Origin of the sequence: Ktedonosporobacter rubrisoli (assembly GCF_004208415.1) — a bacterium.
Taxonomy (GTDB): Bacteria; Chloroflexota; Ktedonobacteria; order Ktedonobacterales; family Ktedonobacteraceae; genus Ktedonosporobacter; species Ktedonosporobacter rubrisoli.
The window spans coordinates 2,497,002-2,517,244 of the sequence record NZ_CP035758.1 but is presented as its reverse complement, the minus strand read 5'-3'; the positions used below and the strand labels follow the sequence as shown (position 1 = coordinate 2,517,244).

Genomic DNA, 20,243 nt, shown 5'->3' with positions numbered 1-20,243 from the left:
GCAACCTGGCGCGAACTTATAGCTTGTTACTCGGCAATGCGTCAAGTTCCTTCGCTTTGCAAGATCCGTGAAGTTGCTATATCTGCAACATATCCCATGTACAAGGGCCGCGAACAGCGCTCGATTATCTACCTCTTGCGACAACTACGAGGCAGCAGCTTGCTTATACTGCCTGTACAATCATAGACAGACGCAACTCGACATATCCCTTGTATCTTCTTTTACAAGGGCGTAAAACCTGTAACGTAAGCGAATACTAGAAGAAAACAAAAAACGGAGCCGTAAACTATTTCTTTTACGGCTCCCTATATTAAGGAGTTGCTTAAGGGTTCATTGGGGGCCAATCGTTTGTTGATCCAGCACAGAGCGTACATGAGGAGCCTGCAAGAAATCCTGGCGCAGAGCCGGGTCCGCAATCTGTGCAGCCAGTTCCTCTATGATCGCTACACTACGGGCAAAAGCATGCTGAGATTGTTCTGGCTTGCCCACTTCAAGAGAAAGCTCGCCAAGGGCCGCATAAATCGGCCAGCCCTCAGCCGGCAAGCCAAGCCTTTCGGCCAGAGCTGCGGCCTCTTCCAGATAGGCCATAGCCTGTTCTTTCTTGCCTTGCCATTGCCTGAGCACAGCTTGCGAGCGTAAATAGGGAATTTGATAGCGCTGATTATTGCCGATCCATTGGCTGAAGCGTTGGATATCCAGGATCGTACGCTCTTCTTCCCCATCGCGCAGGAGAGCCTCAATCTCATACCAGCGCCAGAGCCCGGTTGGATAGAGTACTACCTGTTCACGAATATCAAGTGCCTGGCGCGCCATTTTGCAGGCTTGCTCCCAGTCTCGGGTAAGCACAGCGATCGCACAAAGCCTGGTGAGCAGAACCTCTATATAAACTGATGAGCTGAGCCCCGCCTGCACAATCTGGGCTTCCTCATAGGCAGCGCGCGCCTTTTCAAGCTGGAAGAAGGCTCCATGAATCGTTCCCAGCGTAAACAACCCCTCGCAGAGCAGCGGCGAGAAGCCCCACGTTCGTGCAGACTGGCAAGCTTCCTGGCAGTGCTGCAGAGCCTTCGCGTAATCGCCGCACTCCTGCAAGCTCCAGGCCAGCAAAAGCGTGCTCCATATCTGTCGCCAGGGATCTTTACGCTTCAAGCTGATCGAAAGGGCTTCCTGAGCGGCCTGGATGGCTTTCTTTGGCCAGCCAGCCTCAATATTGGCGGAAGCGACAAGGCACAGGCAATCGGCCTCCATTACCTGATTGCCCAGTTGCGCATAGAGCGCATGGGCCTCTTCGGCATAGCGTGCCGCCTCGTTAGCCGAGCTGTGAGCTACCCACTCGGTTCCTTTTAACAAATGAGCATTGGCCCTGACTCCGCGCACGCTGCGGGCAATCAGATCAGCCCGCCCCAGAGCCTGGACCGTATGCATCCAGCGCTCGCGCGAGCCAAACTGAACCGGGTCCCAACTATAGCTGCCTAGCTGGGCCAGATTCCAGGTCGCCTCAGCTACCCCGGCCAGATCGCCATGTACTTCCGCCAGTTGACGAGCCTGCAGCAAAAGCTTCTTCACGGCATAGAGATCAAAGTCAGGCCCCGTCGCCACGCCGGCCAGGCGAATCAGCGCCGCGCACTCAAGCAGTGGATTCTGAAGCTTCCCGGCAAAAGCCAGCAGTTCCTCATAGAGTCCCTTAGCCTTTTCCCACTCATCCCTCAATTGATAGGCCAGGCCAAGTTGTGTATAGAGCTGTTGCACCTCCAACGGGTTAAGGGAATGCAGGAGATCTTGCGGGCCTCGGCGCTCGCGCAATAACTGACGAGCCCTCTCGTACAGGACGATGGCATCCTGAACGGCAAAAACTGCCATTGCTTCATCCGCAGCTTGAATACACAGACTGGCAGCTGGCTCAAGCAATCCGGCCGCCAGGGCATGCCGACTTATCTCAGCCTTGGAAGCAGCCATAGCCTGCAATACCTGAAAGGCGCGCTTATGAAAGACCCGTCTACGCGCCTCTCCCGCCTCAGCATAGACAATCGTGCGCACCTTATCATGCGCGAAGATATAATAGCCCGGGCGCTGCTCGCCAGCTTCCTGAACAATGCGGCCATGCAGCACCTCATCAAGGGCCTGCAAGCCTCTGGTTTCACCCAGATCGGCCACCTGGCAGAGCGCCTCAAAAATACCCTGGTCCTCTAGCACAGCCGCCGCCAGCAAAAGATCCTGCGCCTCAGAAGTAAAGCGGGCCAGGCGCAAACGAATAATTTCGCGTACGCTGGGCGGCAAGACGCCCTGTAGGGCATGGGTATCGCGCGCCGCCGAGGTGACATCAAGCACCCAGCCCTGCTGTGCAGAAGGCCGAAGATCCAATACGCCACGCTCCAAAAGGGCTCGAATCATCTCGACAAGGAACAGTGGATGTCCATCAGTCTCCTGAAAGAGCCAGTGACCAAACCTGGTGACCGGGCTTGATTCGCTATTATTCTGTTCCCAGGCCAGCCCCGGTTGAGCACGAGCCAGGTGCGTTACCAGGTGCACAACCTCATCGCGGGCCAGCGGTCCCAGCTCCAGGTGTCGCGTGAAAGGGGCTTGCTTTAGTTTTTGCAGATAGTTGCGCTGGCCCGAAAGCAGATCCTCGCGCCGCACCGCCAGAACCAGCAGAATGCGCGTATGTAGATCGGTCCAGCGCCGCGTGGCATAGGCAAGCACATCCTCAGTAGCCACATCCGCCCACTGTAAATCGTCAAGGAAGAGCAGAAGCGGAGCTTTGCGAGCCAGCGCCTCTCCCAACTGCACAATAGCCTCAAAGAGCCGTCCGGCTCCCTCGGTCCCCTCAATCAAAGGTTGCGGGAGATCAGGATAGCGCTCCTGTAGCTCCGGCAGGATACGCGAAAGTTCCGTGAGCCAGACATCCGAGAGCAAATCTTCAGGCGCATTCTCGCGCTCCAGGCGGGAGCGCAAGGCCTCGATCAGCGGACCATAAGGCAGGCGTCCACCCGTTTCAAAAGCGCGCCCACGCAGCACATCGGCCCCCTGGGCCGCAGCCCAGTCGAGAAAGGCCGAAACCAGCTTTGTCTTGCCAATGCCCGCCTCTCCCTCCACCAGCACAACTTGCATCATGCCATCGTTTACTGCATAAAAGCCCGTGGTAAGCGTCGCGACCTCCACACGGCGTCCTACCAATGGGATCTCCAGAGGCGAGGTGGCCGGCGTGGCGACAGCCACCGCAGTGCGCTTACCTCGTGTGGTAGCCTTACTCTCGCTACGCAGGCGAGCTGCCAGAGCCTCCATCTCAGGCGTTGGGCCGGTATCGCTCTCACGTGCCAGCTGGACACGATAGGCGTGATAGACGTCAAGGGCCGCCTGTTGATCACCTGTCGCAATATAGACCTGCATCAAGCGCCGGTGCCCGGCCTCGTTACCTGGCTCATGGGCAATCCAACGCATGGCAATCTCGCGCGCACGCGTTACCTCGCCGCTCTCCAGCAAAAGGCGCGAGAGCTGATCAAAAACGCGATCCACCTGGTGATGCCAGAAAGCTCGCTGTATCCTGGCCCACTCATCAAAAGCCGGCAGATCGCCAAGGCTTAAGCCATCGAGGAATGGACCACGATAGAGGGAGAGCGCCTTTTCTAGTTTCTGGCAAAGCTGCAGCTCCTTGCCCTTGGTACTGTCAGTCGCCGCTCCCAGGGCGCGTTGCAGGATATTGATATCCAGCGCAATTTTTATCTCGGGAGCCAGGCCAAGAGCATCGCGCGTCACCTGTAAATATGCAGAAGTATGGGCCGAAGCGCCAAGAGCTTGCCGCAAATAGAACAGCGTTGTACGCAGGATTGAACGCCCCTGGGCCTCTGTGCTATCAGGCCAGAAGAGCGAGGTGAGTTTTGTGCGTGCATGCAAGCCAGGCTCAATGGCCAGATAAACCAGTAAAGCCAGGGTCTTATGGGTGCGAAAGGAGAGCGCAGCCCCATCTTTCTTCGCGCTTGGGAAGCCAAGTACAGCCAGTTCAAGTTCGCTCATATACTACCATCTTTATGTTAACGCTTATGTTAACGGTGCTCAAACGCCTCCATTGTATCATCAGAGTGTACAAATCACAAATGAGAACGCCCACTTTGTACTGAAGAGTTAAGTTTAGAGGCATGCCGTAGTATCAAGCATTCAATGTTGAAGCGAAGCAGCTACACCAAACTATTTGAGAAGCAACCAACCACAGGAGGTCAAACCATGTCAGGGTCCACAACTGCTCTTGGTAAAAAATCAGCAGATCTATTAGCCCAGCGTGACCAGTATATCGCCCGCGCAGTACATTCTGAGACAGATATCTTTGCCGAACGAGCCGAAGGCGCTGTCATCGAAGATGTTGACGGCAACCATTTTATCGATTTCGCCGTAGGTCATGGTGCAGTAAACATTGGTCACTCGCGCCCCGAGATTGTCAAAGCGGTTGTAGAGCAGGCAGAGAAGTTTATGCATACAAGCTTTACGGCTGTCATGTATGAATCGTACGTGGCCCTGGCTCGTCGCCTCGCGGCTATCACCCCTGGCAAATTCGCCAAAAAAGCCGCATTCTTCACCACAGGCGCTGAGGCTGTCGAAAACGCTGTTAAGATCGCCCGCTTTGCAACCGGGCGCCCGGCCATTATCGTCTTTGATCAGGCCTTCCATGGTCGCACCCTGCTAGCCATGACCATGACGGCCAGGGTAAAGCCCTATAAATATGGCTTCGGCCCTTATGCGCCCGAAGTTTATCGCGCACCATTCCCCTATGAGTATCGCATGGATGGGACGCCAGAAGAGATCACAAAGCGTTGCATTGACGAGCTCAAGCGCCTGTTTGTTGGTGGGGTAGCGCCCGATAAAGTTGCCGCAGTCGTCGTTGAACCCGTACAGGGCGAGGGCGGCATGATTCCTCCCACGCCTGGCTTCTTGCCCGCGTTGAAGGCCATCTGTGAAGAACACGGCATCCTGTTTATCGCCGACGAGATTCAGTCAGGCTTCTGCCGCACCGGTCGCATGTTTGCAGTTGAGCACGAGAACGTCGTACCCGACCTTATCGTCCTTGCCAAATCGCTGGGCGCCGGCATGCCCATCAGCGGCGTGATTGGGCGGGCCGAGATTATGGATGCCCTGCCATCTGGCTCACTTGGCGGCACCTATAGCGGCAATCCTCTGGCCTGCGTGGCCGCGCTGGCCGTCCTCGATCTCTTCGAAAAAGAAGACATGGCCGCTAAGTCTCGTGAAACCGGCAAGATAGTTATCCAGCGCTTAAAGAAGCTGCAGGAGCGCGTACCCGCTATTGGCGATGTGCGTGGCCTGGGCGGCATGATCGGGATCGAGTTTGTCAAAGATCCACAGACGCGCGAGCCTGATCCAGAGCTTGTAAACCGCATTCTTGCGGAATCCCATCGCCGTGGCCTCGTCCTGGTAAGCGCCGGCATCTATGATAACGTGATCCGCATCCTGGCTCCTTTGAGCACCACACCAGAGCAGCTAGAAAAAGCTCTTAGCATTTTTGAAGAGGCTATCGTCGCCTGCACGAAGGCGTAGGCGCTAAAAACCGTTTGTCTTTTCTGCCCCTCTTAAAAGAGAGCAGTCCGGGCCTAACATACCAGGACTGCTCTCTTTCTATCAACAGGCAGAATCTCCTCCCAGCATTTTCTCCTTATAGCAAGCAGCCGTCATAGAACAGAGCGATGCCAGAGCTCATAAGATCACAAGCCAGGAAGAGGCTATTCAGGCGCCGTTAAGCATTGACTTCTTTTCTGCTCGTAAAAGCCGGTGGGAAAAGGTAGAATAAAAATCCAGGAAGTAGCAAGCAAAAGGAGGCTGGAATGTCTAATTCTCCAGAGCATTTTATGCAGGAAGCTCTAAAAGTTGCCGCTGAAGGTTTAGAGAAAGGCGAGCTGCCCATCGGGGCAGTAGTAGTACTTGATGGTCAAGTTATTGCTCGCGCGCATACAGCAGAGAGAGCCGAACGACGCATGCTAGTTCATGCCGAGCTGCTAGCTTTGCTGAAGGCAGATGAGCTTGTGAGTGGAACGAGAAAACGCGCCAATGTAACGCTCTTTACTACCCTGGAGCCTTGCCTGATGTGCATGGGAGCCGCAATGTCATTTTTTCTCGGTCGGATCTATTATGCCCTGGAAGCTCCTGGCGATGGCGCAGTATCTTTAGCTCATCAATGGCGAAGGAAGGAAGAAAATTTCCCGGCTTATCGTGTTCCTTCTATAGAAGGGGGCTTACTCAGACAAGAGAGTCTGGAGCTCTTTAAAGCCTATGTTAAGAATTTTCCTTCTGCGCCTCAACCTCTGTGGGAATGGGCTAAAACATTGGTAACTACGCTCGAACATGTCGTGACAAACGATGAGAACTAATCTGCAAGAAATGAGCAAAAACCAAGGCTTAACATTCTGTAGAGGTCAGAAAAAGCCCCTGAAGCCTTAGAGAGAGTACTCATCAAGCACTGAGGTGCTACGTTCCAGGGCAGCCAGTGAAGACTCGGAGCGCCTCATGGCCACCGCCACATAGAGGGCGTCAATCACGCTGAGGTGCGCGATACGGCTTGTCAGCGATGAGGTACGGAAAGCAGTTTCGCGCGCCGAGGTAACCAGCTGAATATGCGCATACTTGCTAAGGGGCGCGTTGGCATGGCTGCTCAACAAGATACAGAAGGCCCCAGTATCCCAGGCGCAGCGTAAGGCATTGAGCGTCTCTTTAGTGCGGCCAGAATGCGAGATGGCAAAAGCCACAGAGCCCGGCGGCAAATGGGTAGCCGAAATGGCCTGCATCAACGGATCGGTTGCCACGCCGGCCGGCAAACCAATCCGCAAAAAGCGATAATAGGCATCAATCGCGATAGGCAGCGACGAGCCAACGCCAAAGAATTCGATACGCGAGGCTCTTAGCAATTTCTCGACAGCTTGCTCTAACAGCTTCTCGTCAAGCACGGTCAGCGTATCGGCAATCGCCTGTATATCTGACTGCAGCACCTTGCGAGTCACGGTTCCTACTTGATCGTCGGGCAAAATGTCCTCGTGGATCTCCTGGAGAGGCGTGACGCTCTCTGAGGCCAGAGCAAGCTTAAGGTCACGCAGGCCGTGATAGCCAATTGAGCGGCAACAGCGCACAATGGTCGCTTCGCTCACTTGCATACGCTGAGCCAGGACCTGGACGGAGAGATGAATAGTCTCCTGGGGATGTTGCATAATAAAGTCTGCCACACGCTGCTCAGCCTCGGTAAGCGCTTCGTACATGGCGCGCAGACGGGCCAGCACGCCTTCGGAGACAAGCGGCTGCTCATTCGAGGGATAATACTGCAAATACCGACTCCTCTTCAAACCATCAAACGTAAAAGCCAGCCTTCGTGTTTACCCGAGTTTAATTTGCTTCATTTGGGTATAGTACTGCCTGACGCATCGCATGCTAGCTCGCCCAGCCATACTCTGTTTCACGAATCGCATTTTGTTCAATTTAGTATAGCGCTAAATAAGATGAAAGACAATCACTGTAGGAAACCATGCCGCGCGGATATTTCTCTGCTTCGCTAAACATAAGCAAGTCAATCAGATAATCACAGCAATTGTAATCAACCCATAACTTCGCCAAACAGAGGTGGATATAACTCTAAAAGAATTTGGCGAAGTTATGTCAAGATCAAATGCTGCAAAGCGTTTGAAAAACTCTATTCCCAGTGAGCATCTTCTATCTTCTTTTGCCCTAACTGGCTAAGAAATGGTGTACCTCTCAGCGTCGGAGAGAGTGCCGCCATCAGGGCCACCAGACCTTGAGGTACAAAGAGTATTATCACCGCCCAATTTGGGCCAGTCCACTGGATCAGCCAGCCAGTAACGAGTAAGCCAAGAGGCTGTCCGCCAAAAGCAATAAGCCTAAAAATGCTGTTGACCCGCCCCTGTAAGTGGTCAGGCGTGACAATGAGGCGATAGCTGAACTGGGTGGCGTTAAAAATGGATACATTGATAAACGCCAGAGACACAATCACTCCAAAGATCAGCAAATTGGGAACATAAGCATATATAAGCCAGCCAATAGCCCAGATCCAGGCCGAACAGACTATAAGCCGGCCAAAGGGAAGACGTTTCTGCACTGCAGGTGCTAGCAGCGCACCTGCAATACTCCCAATGCCACTGCAGGCAAAGAGAGCACCAATCACAAACGGTGTAGCATGCAATCTTTGAGCTAAGGTAATCCAGGCCAACGCATATCCATAGATAGGTGTACTCAACCCACAATAGAGCAAGGCCAGCAAGCGCAGCAGAGGATTCTGCCAGAGCCAGGTCAACCCTTCCATGACTTCACGCCAAATCGGGCTCGAAACCTGGGTCCGCTCTTGTTGAAATTTTGTACGCATGAAAAAGAGGCCTATCACCGAGCATACATAGGAAAAGGCATCGCACAGGAAAGGTACCGCATGTCCTATACCATAAAGCATTCCTCCTAAGAACGGTCCAAGCAACGAGGAAAGTGAATCGCTGGCAAAATTTTGCGCTGTAGCGGCGGGAAGTTGTTCTCGTGAGACCACGCGAGGCAAGCAGGCCACATCAGCGGGATAGAAAAAGGTAAAGAGGGTTCCTTCGATGAGCGCGACCAAACAAAGCTGGAGCAAGCTCAGGCATCCCAACCAGAGCGCTACAGCGATGCTACCCAGAGCCAGGGCACGACCTGTATCGCACAACAGCATTACTTTCCGGCGATCCCAGCGATCCACCAGCGCCCCTGCAGGGAGTGAGAAGATAGCAAAAGGCAAGCCGCGCAGCGCCCCTACAAGACCAGCCTGCACAGGCGAAAAGGTCAGGGCCAGAACCAGTAGAGGCAAAGTGATCTGCGAAACCTGGGTTCCGATACTAGAGATCATTTGCCCACTCCAGAGCAACATATAGTCACGATTGCGCCAGAGAGGAGGATCAGGTCGCCGCTCTCTGCTAGGGACTTCCGCGTGGACTGAGGCGGCAAGATCGTCGGTATACAAATCTGAGGAGTCAGGTTTTTGTGCCATATGATTAGCTCCCATCCAAGTTTGAAAAACACTATTATTTGTCGTGGGAAGCGGGCACAGTCTGTCACAGGGAGTGCGGCCCTGCAAAAATTTAATAAAGAGGAGTGCCCGCGTAGCTAGCGAACACGTTGGGAGTGAATCAAGGCAGAAAAATCGCAGGCTGTAACTTACCTCAAACGACCATCCGTCTGGGCTGGCTTGTTACAAGGAGATAACCTATGCCTGTTTCTGCCGCGTAAGCCCGGCGTGTTCGCCTACGCGGCCACGGCACTCATGGAGAGATCTTTGTTGCTGCTGTCACAGCGCCAGATAGTTGCGCTGCCAATTTGTTTATTTTGCATAAAACAAGTGTACCTAAGGAGCTGGCAGATTGTCAAATTAGAGCACAAGCTCTCCAGGGCTATGTAATTCTCGCAGGCGGCAGGAGTGCAGAGGGCAGCCTCCGTCGTGAGCAAGCGAATTGTCCTCTGCTGGGGGACGGAACACGCCGCCAATGAGCGGATGAGACCCGTTTCCTTTTCCTTTAAGGCTGGTGAAGGCAAAAAAGGAATTTTAAATGGCTCCGGTATCCGTCTGATCCGCTCAAAGCTGGCGGCGCACAGAATATAGCCGAAATAGAGCTCAGAGCATGAGTAGAAGCCCTGGCTATGCTCATTCCAAAACCAGTATCCTTGACGACAAGGCATTAAGAAGAGCTGTAGTTATCTGCTGGGCCAGCGCTTCTGAGGAGATTTCCCTATGGCCTTGTCTCCGTTGGATGCCTGCCCCGAAGATTGACCAGCTGACGACCATCGCCATCGTTTCGGCAGAAACTAGAGAGGAAGTTGCCGGCTTCTGATCCTGTGTGAGCCATTTGAGAACTGTGTGATAGACTTCCTGCTGTACCGCTCTCTCTAGTAGCGATTCGACTGGCTTATCGCTGGACCGGCAGCGCTCATATGTCTGTGCAAGGTATTCCAACGTTGTCAATGCCAGCAAATGAAGCGTCTCTCGACTCAACGAGGCAGATGGTGAAAGGCGAGCCAGGAGGACATGCTGAAATTCCTCACGGATATAATCATCAAGCAAGGCATATTTATCGGTAAAATGCAAATAAAATGTTCCGCGATTGAGCCCGGCCTGCTCGGCAAGATCATTGACAGTAAGAGCATGAAAGCTCTTCTCCTGTAACAGCCTCTTGAGGGCATCATGCAACAATTGACGTGTTCGCCGCGCCTGCCGATTGGGAGAGGACACTTGTTTATTCATGAGGGAATCAACACTTTCTTCTTATTGTTGAGGAATTGACACCAAAGGCATTTTGTTCATGGCTTATCGCCTATTCATCTGCTACTATGATACTCAACAAGGGTTGATTGTTCAACGCCTGATGCCATCTGATTTATCCCTCTGCGTGGCTTCATGCAGAGACAGGAAAGGAAGAGTTCCATGACTAATCTTGAACCAGTAACGCCTGAAAACAGTAGCATCATTCTTATCGACTATTCGGTTGGCTTTGCCAATCTGATTGGCTCAACGACAGTCGAGCACAATGTGAATTCAGTGACAGCGCTTGCCAAAGTAGCACTGACGTTTAACGTACCGCTCATAGTGACGAACGGTCAAGATACTGATACACCTGGACCGATTTATCCAGCACTGCACCACTTAATTGCCGATCATCCTGTGGTGAGACGCGGTGGAAACTTCAATGCCTTTGAAACTCCTGAGTTTGCAGCGGCAGTTGAAGCGACAGGGCGCAAAAAGTTGATTATGGCCGGTTTAATGACCGAAGGATGCCTCCTGTTGACTGCCCTCGAAGGGCTGAGACGGGGCTTTGATGTCTACGTGGTCATCGATGCTTGTGGAGGGGAGACAGTCGAAACCCATCAGATAGCGGTTTCGCGCCTTGTGCAGGCTGGTGCTATACCTGTGAGCTGGTTCTCACTGGCTGCAGAATATCAGCGGTCGTGGGCAAGGCAAGAAACAGTAGAAGATTTTCTGCATGTAGTCCTTGAACATTCTCCCGCATTTGCCCTGAATCTGGCTCATCATACTGCCGCCCAGCAGTCTGGTCATCGCGTTCAGGCTTGAGCAAACACTTTCCAGGATGCTTATGTAGGAAAACAGTATATTTCCTGCATAGGCACTCCCTCTGACTCATTCGAAACCGCCTGGCTTCAAGGCATTCCCCCACTTTGTCCTCACCCGCCCGCTTCTATCTCCAGATGAATCCATTAGCTACGACGAGAGTGCTCCGGGCTGGCAAAACCTCCAAAGTCAAAGTCGCTTCCTCTAAAAAATAATATTTCACAGAGATTTACCAAAATAAAGTTTTATTGTATTATAAATTTAAGAAATTTTATTTACTTCGTTCACTGATCCCTAAGGATGGGTTTAGCATAGAATCCGCATAGGAGGCTACAAGTACGTCATGGGTCATCTCGCTTTAGGACTTGTGTTGATTTCTGCCTGTCTGCACGCGAGCTGGAATTACCTGGCCAAGCGTGCCGGCAACAGCGCAGCCTTTGTCTGGCTTTTTAGCGCACTCTCGGCGCTCATCTATTTGCCCCTACTCATCGCGCTTATATTGCTGGGCCAGGCTCATCTCCGCGGCCTGCAGTATGTTTTCGTGCTGGGTACGGCCATCCTACACGTAGCTTATTTCTTACTCTTGCAACGCGGATATCGCGTGGGAGATCTTTCGCTCGTCTATCCGCTGGCCCGCGGCACGGGTCCGCTGCTCTCGACAGGAGCGGCCATGCTGCTCTTTGGCGAACGACCGACTCTGGCAGCGCTGTTTGGTATAGCCCTTATCATTAGTGGCGTGGCCTTTCTTGTCGGAAACCCGCTCACCTTGCTGCACGCGGGACTCAGGATGCGCCCGGCTATAGGCTACGCGTTGCTGACGGGCATCTTTATCGCCTCATATACGCTCTGGGATAAGTATGCGGTCAGCACTTTACAGATACCTCCTCTGCTCCTCGATGCCTCCTCAAACATTTTGCGCGCCCTTATCCTTACACCTTTTGTGATAGGCCAGCGCAATACGCTACGCGAAAGCTGGCAGCGCTACAGCTTAGAAGCTCTGGGAGTAGCAATTCTCTCGCCGCTGGCCTATATCCTTATCCTCTTCGCCCTCACCATGAGTCCCGTCAGCCATGTTGCTCCGTTGCGTGAGTGTAGTGTCTTGATAGGAACCCTGCTAGGTGCTCGTCTGCTCTCGGAGGGTCATAAGTGGCAGCGTCTTGGCGCCGCAGGTATCATCATGCTTGGAAGCATCCTGCTCGCCCTGAATTAACTGTCCTTCATCTTGAGGCAAACTGCCTCCTTAAGGGCTCCTATTACGTGCTAATAAGAGAAAGAACGTGCTATCCCAGAAAGATATTCTGGCTAGATATTTCAGAAAAAACAATGAACAAGCAAAACATATGTACACGCACATTCTACATTGTAGAACTCAAGGAAGAAACGATCAGGAAGCGCCTCCAAGCCCTGCTAGAGCTGGCTGATCCAGAGCTGAGCATCCAGAACTCTGCTCAGTACATTACCTTACGCCTCTGCACTCAGGCACCAACACTTGCAGAAGGCGAAGGCTCCTTGACTGCGCTGAGCCATTTACCAAATGATTTGGCTCTGCAGGCTTTTTGTAGCGCCTGCTTGCTTTCCACATAGTTATCCAATTTTGCCCACAACACAAATTGATTTACCGTTAGGAACTTAGAATTTACGTAACTATTCAGATGGGCTAGGTAGTTGCGGAGAGAGCTGTCAATCTGCTAGAGTAGGCTTATGAACAAGGATGACGAGTTGGAGCAGCTGCGACAAGAGAATGACGCGCTACGACATACCAATCGCACCTTACATGAGTGTGTGCGGGAGTCCATCCAGGCCATTGGTTCGCTGCACAAGCAGATCAAGGAACTGGAAGGAGTGATTGCCTCCCAGCAAGAGCACATCAAAGCCTTGGAAGGGCAGGTGGCCAAAGATAGTCATAACAGCAGCCTCCCACCTTCTTCAGATCGCTTTGTTCGTGTTCCTAAGAGCTTGCGGCAGCCGAGTGGCAAGAAACCTGGAGGACAAAAAGGCCATCGAGGACATCATCTGCGCCAGGTCCAGACGCCTGATGAGATCCTCGTGCATCCAGTTCTTGCCTGTTCCCACTGTCACCGTGATCTCAGTGGCCTTCCAGCAGCTCTACCAGAACGACGCCAGGTGATTGACTTGCCCAGCCAACGGCTCTGGATCAAGGAGCATCGCGTGGAAGAAAAGCAATGCCCCGTATGTTATCACCTGACACGAGCGTCTTTTCCAGCGAGCGTGAAGGCTCCAACACAGTATGGAAGAGGCATCCAAACGCTCGCCACCTATTTGGTGCAAGGTCAGGCTCTGCCTTATGCTCGCGCTAGTCAACTCTTGCAGGAATTGCTGGGAGTCCAACTCTCGGCGGGCAGCATCGCTAGCTTTGTCAAAACCTGTTACCATCAGTTGGAGGAGGTCGAAACTCGTCTGAGAGCGGCTGTGGTCAAGGCCAAGGTACTCAATCAGGATGAAACCGGGATGCGGGTCGGCACAGAGGGCTGGTGGGTGCATGTCTGCTCGACGGCTCGGCTGACCTATTATGCGGCTCATCCGAGTCGGGGACGGGTGGCCCTTGATGCCATTGGCATCGCTCCACAGTTTCGTGGCACCAGTGTTCATGATGGGTTGCAGAGCTATCAGAGCTACTGCTTTACCCAAGCCTTATGCAATGTCCATCATCTGCGAGAGCTGACCTTTATCGAGGAAGAACTAGGACAAGTCTGGGCGAGAGCGATGAAAGAGCTGTTGCTCGACATGAAGGCTGAGGTGGAGCGAGCGAAAACACATGGTCAGCCACAATTGGATTTGCTCGTGCTCGCACGCTTGCTTTGTCGCTATGATGAGATCCTGGCAGAAGGCTATCTCGCTCATCCACCGCCGGGTCCACCCAAGAAGTCAGCACAGGGAAAACGACTCCCAGGACGAGCCAAACAAAGCCCGGCCCGTAACCTGCTGGATCGTTTCTCTCAGAGAAAGTGGGAGGTGCTTCGGTTCCTCCATGATTTTGCTGTGCCGTTTGACAACAACCAGGCCGAGCGCGACCTGCGCATGATCAAGGTGCAGCAAAAAGTCTCTGGCTGCTTCCGCACCGAGCTGGGAATTGCTATGTTCTGTCGCATTCGCAGTTACCTCTCCACGTTGCGAAAGCAAGGCATTGCACTGTTCTCTGCCTTCGATCACCTATTTTCAGGGACCCCTGTTCTTCCTGCTTTCTCCTGACCCACCTGAATAGTTACGAATTTACAGGGTGTATTCTTCATGGACGTAGAGATTGCCGTGAGGGGAAGTGCGTAGCTCAATTTGGCGGGGTATTCCGTTTGATAAAATGGCAGTAACATGATAGGGTTCTTTAGGAAGAAGGGAGATAGTTATTGAATAGATGTAAACGTTTTGATCTTGTTCATAGAACGCTTTCGTCACTTTTATAATGCACTTCACAGTGTTTGCCTGTTAGTACTTTGATTACTCAATGCTATATTTTTTTGATACCTTTCTATGCATCAAGAACTCAAAAATTATGAATTACTTTACCATTCAAATAAACAAGAGCCTAATAATCTATTATAGTAAGAGTATTCCCTTCCTCATCTCTAAAGAAAAATACCGGTTTCTGTGAAGTGACCTCTACTTCTTGAGGATTTATTTTGAGTTGTCGTTTATAGTGGATTATGCACCCAATTAGGAGCAAGCTCCAGAGGAGGATAATACAGCCACTCTCAACGAGGTGCCAAAATATACTAATCGGTGTATTCAAAACAGCCAATATCATGTGAAAGGTGGATAATGCAATGTAAATTATGGCTACAAAGATACTCACTCCATCAACAACCTCTGAAGTTGATTGACTATTGCACCCACAGCTCACGTGTGCCTTCTTAAAAAATAAGGTGAGCTTTATACTGAGGAATATGACAAAAAGAGATACTACCAAAAACGACACTAGTTTTTCTAAAAAACCTGCAGTAAGAAGCAGCGACAAACCAATTTCAATCCAGGGGAAGATTTTACTTACCCATTTGATGCTCCATAACGGAAGTATACCTTGCTTATATAGTGTACCTGTAAAAAGATTGAATATCATACAGTTTTGTCATTCCAGATACACACAATAATAGCGCAAAATATAATTCGAGAAGGAAGCGTACAATACTCATCATTCTCAACCTCACTAAATTTCTCACTCTGGCATGAACAAAAGTCAATGATCTCATTCAGTTTGTAAAAAACAAGAAAAGAAGTTGTGGATTCCTAACCGGGGCTCCTATCTGCTCTATTAGAGAGCTAGTTCTTCTATAACATTCCTTACGATATTACTTCAAAGCAAACGTCGAGAAAAAGTAGCAAACAGGACTTCCTGTTTGCTACTCGAAAGTTGAGGAATTACTTTGCTGGATGAAATGAGCATTCGATGTTTACAAGGGCGTCTCTGGCATCAGTGGCCCACTGTGTTAAGTCAATAGTATGTTTCTTTCCATGGAATGGGTCCATCCATTCTATAGTATACGGATTACCATTCGATGCTTTAGGACTATTTGCCAGGAACCTGTCCACTGTTTGGATGCGATGTTTTGAGCCTTCATACTCAGGATGGTCACGTGTGAGTACTCTTACCTTTACTTCAAGAGTTCCCGGAACATCCTTGAACCAGGGTGGAGGGCCACTGGGTGGTGGAGGAAGCGGTTTTCCGCCAATTCTTTTTTGAGATTGTTCCATGATTGACTCCTTCCTAAAAGGTCTTGCTATTATACTTAGCAGATGCCACAATCACTTGTTCTATATCCACAATCTCCTTCTGTTCTACTATCTAAACAATAGAAGACACAGTATTTGGCTCCACATGAGCAGTAGGTAGTCCATATGTTGCAGTATAGCTCTGAGCAGGGCACATAGAGCGGAGGAAGAGAAGCTGCACTCGCTTTGAGAGCATTTTCGGCTAAAGTATACGCAGATGGAATAAATGCAACAAGCCCGGCAGCGATTTTGACGAACAGACGTCTAGTCACGCGTTTCCTGGTTAGTTGGGGATCGGGATCAGAGCTCTCTGTATCCTTGTGCATCCGGGTAACTCCTGGAAATAGGGCGTAAGATACTATCAATTACAGCAAACATCAACTAGTCACTTATACGATTATACATGATGCTAAGCAATTTTTCAATCTTTTTTAATATTATCTATCATAAGAATTCTTATAAGTGTAAGGAGTGATGTAGCTTTCAAAGTATGAAAACGGCAATATACGTTATAATATGGAGTTTAAGTTATATATACACTTAGAGTTATCTCCCAGATACGCGAAAAATAGGAGTGCCCAAATGCGCACCCGGGTGTTGATCAAGTATGCCCTGCTGGGTGCTCGTCTGCTCTCGGAAGGTCATAAGTGGCAGCGTCTTGGCGCCGCAGGTATCATCATGCTTGGAATCATCCTGCTCGCTCTGAATTAGCTGTCCTTCATCTTGAGGCAAACTGCCTCCTTAAGGGCTCCTATTACGTGCTAATAAGAGAAAGAACGTGCTATCCCAGAAAGATATTCTGGCTAGATATTTCAGAAAAAACAATGAACAAGCAAAACATATGTACACGCACATTCTACATTGTAGAACTCAAGGAAGAAACGATCAGGAAGCGCCTCCAAGCCCTGCTAGAGCTGGCTGATCCAGAGCTGAGCATCCAGAACTCTGCTCAGTACATTACCTTACGCCTCTGCACACAAGCGCCAACGCGCGCAGAAGGTGAAGGCCTCCTTGACCGCGCTGAGCAGCGCATACGCGCGCTACTCACCAACTATGTGCTCAGCGCAGAGGAAGCTTCGTTACAGAAGATCATCGGCACATATCTTGATAAGGGGCCGCTGACAGTCTCCACGATGGAATCGCTCACAGGGGGCCTGATTGCTAGCGCACTGACCGATGTTCACGAGAGCGCTGCCCATTTTATCGGCGGCATTGTTTCTTACAGTACGCCCCTGAAGGAGCGCATGGGCGTGCCACATGAGACGATTGAGCAATATGGAGTCGTCAGCGAGGAAACTGCCCGGGCGATGGCGCAGGCAGTGCGCAAGTTTCTCGATACAGATATAGGGTTGGGCATTACAGGTATCGCTGGTCCCGATAAGCAGGAGGATAAACCGGTAGGTACGGTTTATATCGCTATCGACGGTCCATACGGGATGCTCACGGGTACGGGTTCGGAGCGCTGTGCGGGACCCGAGCGTGAAGAGAACAAGCAGGCTGCGGCAATTTCGGCGCTCAATCTGCTCAGGCGCTATCTGGAACGTCGCGCTTCTCCTGCTTCCCAGGACTAAATTTCATCTTCAAGCCTGGTACTGAGGACCTGGCGCAAAAAGGAATAGAGGCTCCAATCCTCTATGGATGCCTCTCTCTTTTGCTACGGTTATTCCTGTTGCTGGATGACTGAAAACTGAGCTATCTATTGACTGAGCGGGCCATTCTTGCATAGGTATGTCTGATTCCGCGAATGGCTATGCTGTATGCATTGATGTTCTCGGGCAGGGCTATGCCAACGTATCCAGTATCGCCAATATGATGCAAATCAGCGCCGGCCATTTTGCACATCAAGGCGATGTGTCGAATCGTTTCGATGTTGGCGCCTTCCTGGGATGTGCCGATGGCGGTCATGGCCATGGCGCCAAGTTTGTGCGCATGCACAATTAACCCTCGTGCGTACTCAAGGGTAATTCCGGGAACGGTGCCCGGGGCGGGAAGCAAGATGATGTCCGCGCCACTCTCTCTGAACTCAGTGATATCATCAAGGGTCAGAATACTTTCCCCGCCCTCAGACAGCACACCGGCGGCATGCATTTTCCCGGCAACGAGAATGATCTTTTCGCCTACTGCGGCGTGAATTTCTTGCAAAGAGGATGTAATGGCGCTGTTCGTTATGCCATTTCCTGGATTTCCTGTGAGTACAATGAATTTTGCGCCCATCGTGAGCAGTTTCTGGGCATTCCTAGCGCTTGCCACGCGCCCTTCTTTAATATCCCACAGACTGCCTTGTTCCTGGCGAAAAGCTGGATCAACGGCTTCTAAATTGACGCCAATGACGCGACCGGTCAGGTGTTGTAGGGCATGGATGATATCCTCAGGCTCGATGCCAGCCGGCATGCCATGTATAGCGGGGGTATCGACGTCGAGCAAGTTCAGCAACAGGACATCGGCGCCTTGGCTGGCGGCTAGCTCGGCATTGGTGATTGTCTGCAATAAGGGCTGCACGGCGCCTATAGTTTCGCTGACGACGATGCGCCCTTCGCTGGCGCGTAGAGCATCGAGCAGGTCAGGTTTGGAGATCGAGCGCAATTCAGAGGCATTACAATCCAGGTAGCGTTTATGCATCTATCGGCCTTTCTGCGTTACAATCCCTGCCGGGCTCTTCTCTCCCTTTTGGGGGCAGCATATTCTCCTTTGATTTACATCGGCTACAAGCGTTACAATCCCTGCCGGGTTCTTCTCTCCCTTTCGGGAACATGGGTTGATTGAGCCCATTGTTATTCGTGAAGTTCCAATCCCTGCCAGGCTCTTCTCTCCCTTTCGGGGGCTCTTTGGGACGATGCCGCCTGAAATTTCAACCGGTTCCAATCCCTGCCAGGCTCTTCTCTCCCTTTCGGGAGCACCTTCTCTAGTATAGCCTGAGAAGCCAGATTATACAAGTATTTGCGAGAGTCGCCTCCATTTTCCCTTTTCCAACCTTCCTTTGCGGGCTCCATCTTACCTTCGCATCTGCTCACCCCGCTCTTGAAGCCCGGCGAGCATATCAGCTCACAACCCATGGCGCACTACACTCTCGCATGCTTCATTGTATGGCTGAGAGCTCATTGATCCCATGCTCCCTGAAAGGGATATACAGCTGGCGGCGTTAATAGCTCGCTCATGGCGTGATGAGGCGTCTTCACTGTGCTAATCGTATACTCTATATATGGTTTAAGCAGAAGAAAGCTTGCCCGGTGCGCAGAGTAGAGAGGAAAACACAATGACCGCAAGTCTGAAACACCATACCCAGCCAGTTTCCGAAGCTTCCCAGACCTGTGCAACGGCTGATGCCTCCGAAGTTGCTCAGGAGGCTGGTTTGCTCTATGTCAGCGATACAGCGATGCCGGGCATTACGCGCAAACGGGTTGGCAAACATTTCACCTACAAAGATACCCACGGGCGACCTATCCATGATCCCACAGAACTAAAGAGGATCAAATCGCTGGGCATTCCTCCAGCCTGGACAGACGTCTGGATCTGTCCCTATCCCCAAGGGCACCTGCAGGCCACGGGCCGCGATGCAAAAAAGCGCAAGCAATATCGCTATCATCCTCACTGGCGCCAGGTTCGCGATACCACTAAATACGACAGCTTGATTGCCTTTGGCGAAACGTTACCTATCATTCGTAAGCGCATAAGCCAGGATCTCGCCTTGCGTGGTCTCCCGCAGGCCAAAGTTCTGGCAACCATCGTACGCCTGCTCGACACAACGCTGATCCGTGTTGGCAATGAAGAGTATGCGCGCGAGAACGCTTCCTATGGCCTGACCACCCTGCGCAATCGACACGTTGATATCGATGGCTCACAGGTCATCTTCCATTTTCGCGGGAAGAGCGGCAAGGAACACGTTATCGACGTAAAAGATAAACAGCTTGCCAGGATCGTCAAGCGCTGCCAGGATCTACCCGGCCACGTCCTCTTTGAATATCGTGACGAAGACGAGCAGTTACGCACAGTCGATTCGAGCGACGTCAACGATTATCTACGTTCAATAAGCGGGCAAGATTTCTCAGCCAAGGATTTTCGCACCTGGGGCGGTTCGATCATAGCCGCTCATGCGCTTAAAGATCTGGGTGGCTTCGAGAATCAGACACAGGCCAAAAAGCAGATTGCCGAGGCGATCAAAACGGCCGCCAGCGACCTTGGCAATACGCCCGCGATCTGCCGCAAGTGCTATGTCCATCCAGCCATCATTGAAGGCTATCTGGATGGCTCACTCTTGCCCTTTCTGAACGAGCGGGCCAAAAAAGTTATCAGCAAAGCGCCCGATGAGCTACATGACGACGAGGCGATCGTCCTGGCTTTTCTTAAGCAAGCTATACATAACGAAAAAGCATAACGAATTAGCGCAGCTTGAAGCGAGAGGCGTCTTTATGAAAGGCCAAATCTACCTTGCGTTACAACTCTTAGTGCT

Annotated in this window: 16 protein-coding genes; 9 read left to right on the top strand and 7 right to left on the bottom strand. The window is 51.6% G+C overall.

What is annotated here, in order from left to right; translation table 11 throughout:
• Positions 1-330: 330 nt before the first annotated feature.
• Positions 331-4,008 carry an ATP-binding protein gene (locus EPA93_RS11520; RefSeq protein ID WP_129887530.1) on the bottom strand — a complete coding sequence of 1,226 codons (3,678 nt, stop codon included), beginning with the start codon at positions 4,006-4,008 and terminating at the stop codon, positions 331-333.
• Positions 4,009-4,215: 207 nt separating this feature from the next.
• Here EPA93_RS11520 and gabT point away from each other — a divergent pair, with 207 nt between their 5' ends.
• On the top strand, positions 4,216-5,538 hold the full coding sequence (gene gabT, locus EPA93_RS11515; RefSeq protein ID WP_129887528.1) for a 4-aminobutyrate--2-oxoglutarate transaminase: 1,323 nt from the start codon (positions 4,216-4,218) through the stop codon (positions 5,536-5,538).
• Positions 5,539-5,822: 284 nt separating this feature from the next.
• Positions 5,823-6,365, top strand: a complete 543-nt coding sequence (locus EPA93_RS11510; RefSeq protein ID WP_129887526.1) for a nucleoside deaminase — start codon at positions 5,823-5,825, stop codon at positions 6,363-6,365.
• Positions 6,366-6,431: 66 nt separating this feature from the next.
• Here EPA93_RS11510 and EPA93_RS11505 read toward each other — a convergent pair whose 3' ends face one another.
• The 3 genes from EPA93_RS11505 to EPA93_RS11495 form a co-directional block, all read right to left on the bottom strand.
• Complete coding sequence (locus tag EPA93_RS11505; protein ID WP_129887524.1) at positions 6,432-7,310, bottom strand: MurR/RpiR family transcriptional regulator; 879 nt, start codon at positions 7,308-7,310, stop codon at positions 6,432-6,434.
• 362 nt (positions 7,311-7,672) lie between these two features.
• Positions 7,673-9,004: an MFS transporter gene (locus tag EPA93_RS11500; RefSeq protein ID WP_165423034.1), complete on the bottom strand. Its 1,332-nt coding sequence runs from the start codon at positions 9,002-9,004 to the stop codon at positions 7,673-7,675.
• Between the two features lie 651 nt (positions 9,005-9,655).
• Positions 9,656-10,252 carry a TetR/AcrR family transcriptional regulator gene (locus EPA93_RS11495; protein WP_129887520.1) on the bottom strand — a complete coding sequence of 199 codons (597 nt, stop codon included), beginning with the start codon at positions 10,250-10,252 and terminating at the stop codon, positions 9,656-9,658.
• Positions 10,253-10,432: 180 nt separating this feature from the next.
• On the opposite strand from EPA93_RS11495, the gene EPA93_RS11490 reads away from it, so the two are divergent.
• From EPA93_RS11490 to tnpC, 4 genes are all read left to right on the top strand, one after another.
• Positions 10,433-11,077, top strand: a complete 645-nt coding sequence (locus tag EPA93_RS11490; RefSeq protein WP_129887518.1) for an isochorismatase family protein — start codon at positions 10,433-10,435, stop codon at positions 11,075-11,077.
• A gap of 340 nt (positions 11,078-11,417) precedes the next feature.
• The gene (locus tag EPA93_RS11485) at positions 11,418-12,284 is read left to right on the top strand and encodes a DMT family transporter (RefSeq protein ID WP_129887516.1); all 867 of its coding nucleotides are present in this window, start codon (positions 11,418-11,420) and stop codon (positions 12,282-12,284) included.
• Between the two features lie 113 nt (positions 12,285-12,397).
• Positions 12,398-12,658: a hypothetical protein gene (locus EPA93_RS11480; RefSeq protein WP_129887514.1), complete on the top strand. Its 261-nt coding sequence runs from the start codon at positions 12,398-12,400 to the stop codon at positions 12,656-12,658.
• Positions 12,659-12,775: 117 nt separating this feature from the next.
• Entirely contained in the window at positions 12,776-14,284 is a 1,509-nt protein-coding gene (gene tnpC, locus EPA93_RS11475; protein WP_129886188.1) for an IS66 family transposase, read from the top strand.
• Between the two features lie 331 nt (positions 14,285-14,615).
• Here tnpC and EPA93_RS50880 read toward each other — a convergent pair whose 3' ends face one another.
• On the bottom strand, positions 14,616-15,146 hold the full coding sequence (locus EPA93_RS50880; protein WP_129887512.1) for a MauE/DoxX family redox-associated membrane protein: 531 nt from the start codon (positions 15,144-15,146) through the stop codon (positions 14,616-14,618).
• Between the two features lie 299 nt (positions 15,147-15,445).
• On the bottom strand, positions 15,446-15,778 hold the full coding sequence (locus tag EPA93_RS11465; RefSeq protein WP_129887510.1) for a hypothetical protein: 333 nt from the start codon (positions 15,776-15,778) through the stop codon (positions 15,446-15,448).
• Positions 15,779-16,378: 600 nt separating this feature from the next.
• Between EPA93_RS11465 and EPA93_RS50295 the strand changes: the two genes are divergently transcribed.
• On the top strand, positions 16,379-16,507 hold the full coding sequence (locus EPA93_RS50295; RefSeq protein WP_277988856.1) for a hypothetical protein: 129 nt from the start codon (positions 16,379-16,381) through the stop codon (positions 16,505-16,507).
• Positions 16,508-16,620: 113 nt separating this feature from the next.
• Positions 16,621-17,367: a nicotinamide-nucleotide amidohydrolase family protein gene (locus tag EPA93_RS11460; RefSeq protein WP_129887508.1), complete on the top strand. Its 747-nt coding sequence runs from the start codon at positions 16,621-16,623 to the stop codon at positions 17,365-17,367.
• A gap of 121 nt (positions 17,368-17,488) precedes the next feature.
• On the opposite strand, the gene EPA93_RS11455 is transcribed toward EPA93_RS11460, so the two are convergent.
• Positions 17,489-18,415 (bottom strand): DUF7916 family protein, encoded by a 927-nt coding sequence (locus EPA93_RS11455; RefSeq protein WP_129887506.1) that lies wholly within the window; start codon positions 18,413-18,415, stop codon positions 17,489-17,491.
• 634 nt (positions 18,416-19,049) lie between these two features.
• Between EPA93_RS11455 and EPA93_RS11450 the strand changes: the two genes are divergently transcribed.
• Positions 19,050-20,168, top strand: a complete 1,119-nt coding sequence (locus EPA93_RS11450) for a DNA topoisomerase IB (protein WP_129887504.1) — start codon at positions 19,050-19,052, stop codon at positions 20,166-20,168.
• Positions 20,169-20,243: the final 75 nt, after the last annotated feature.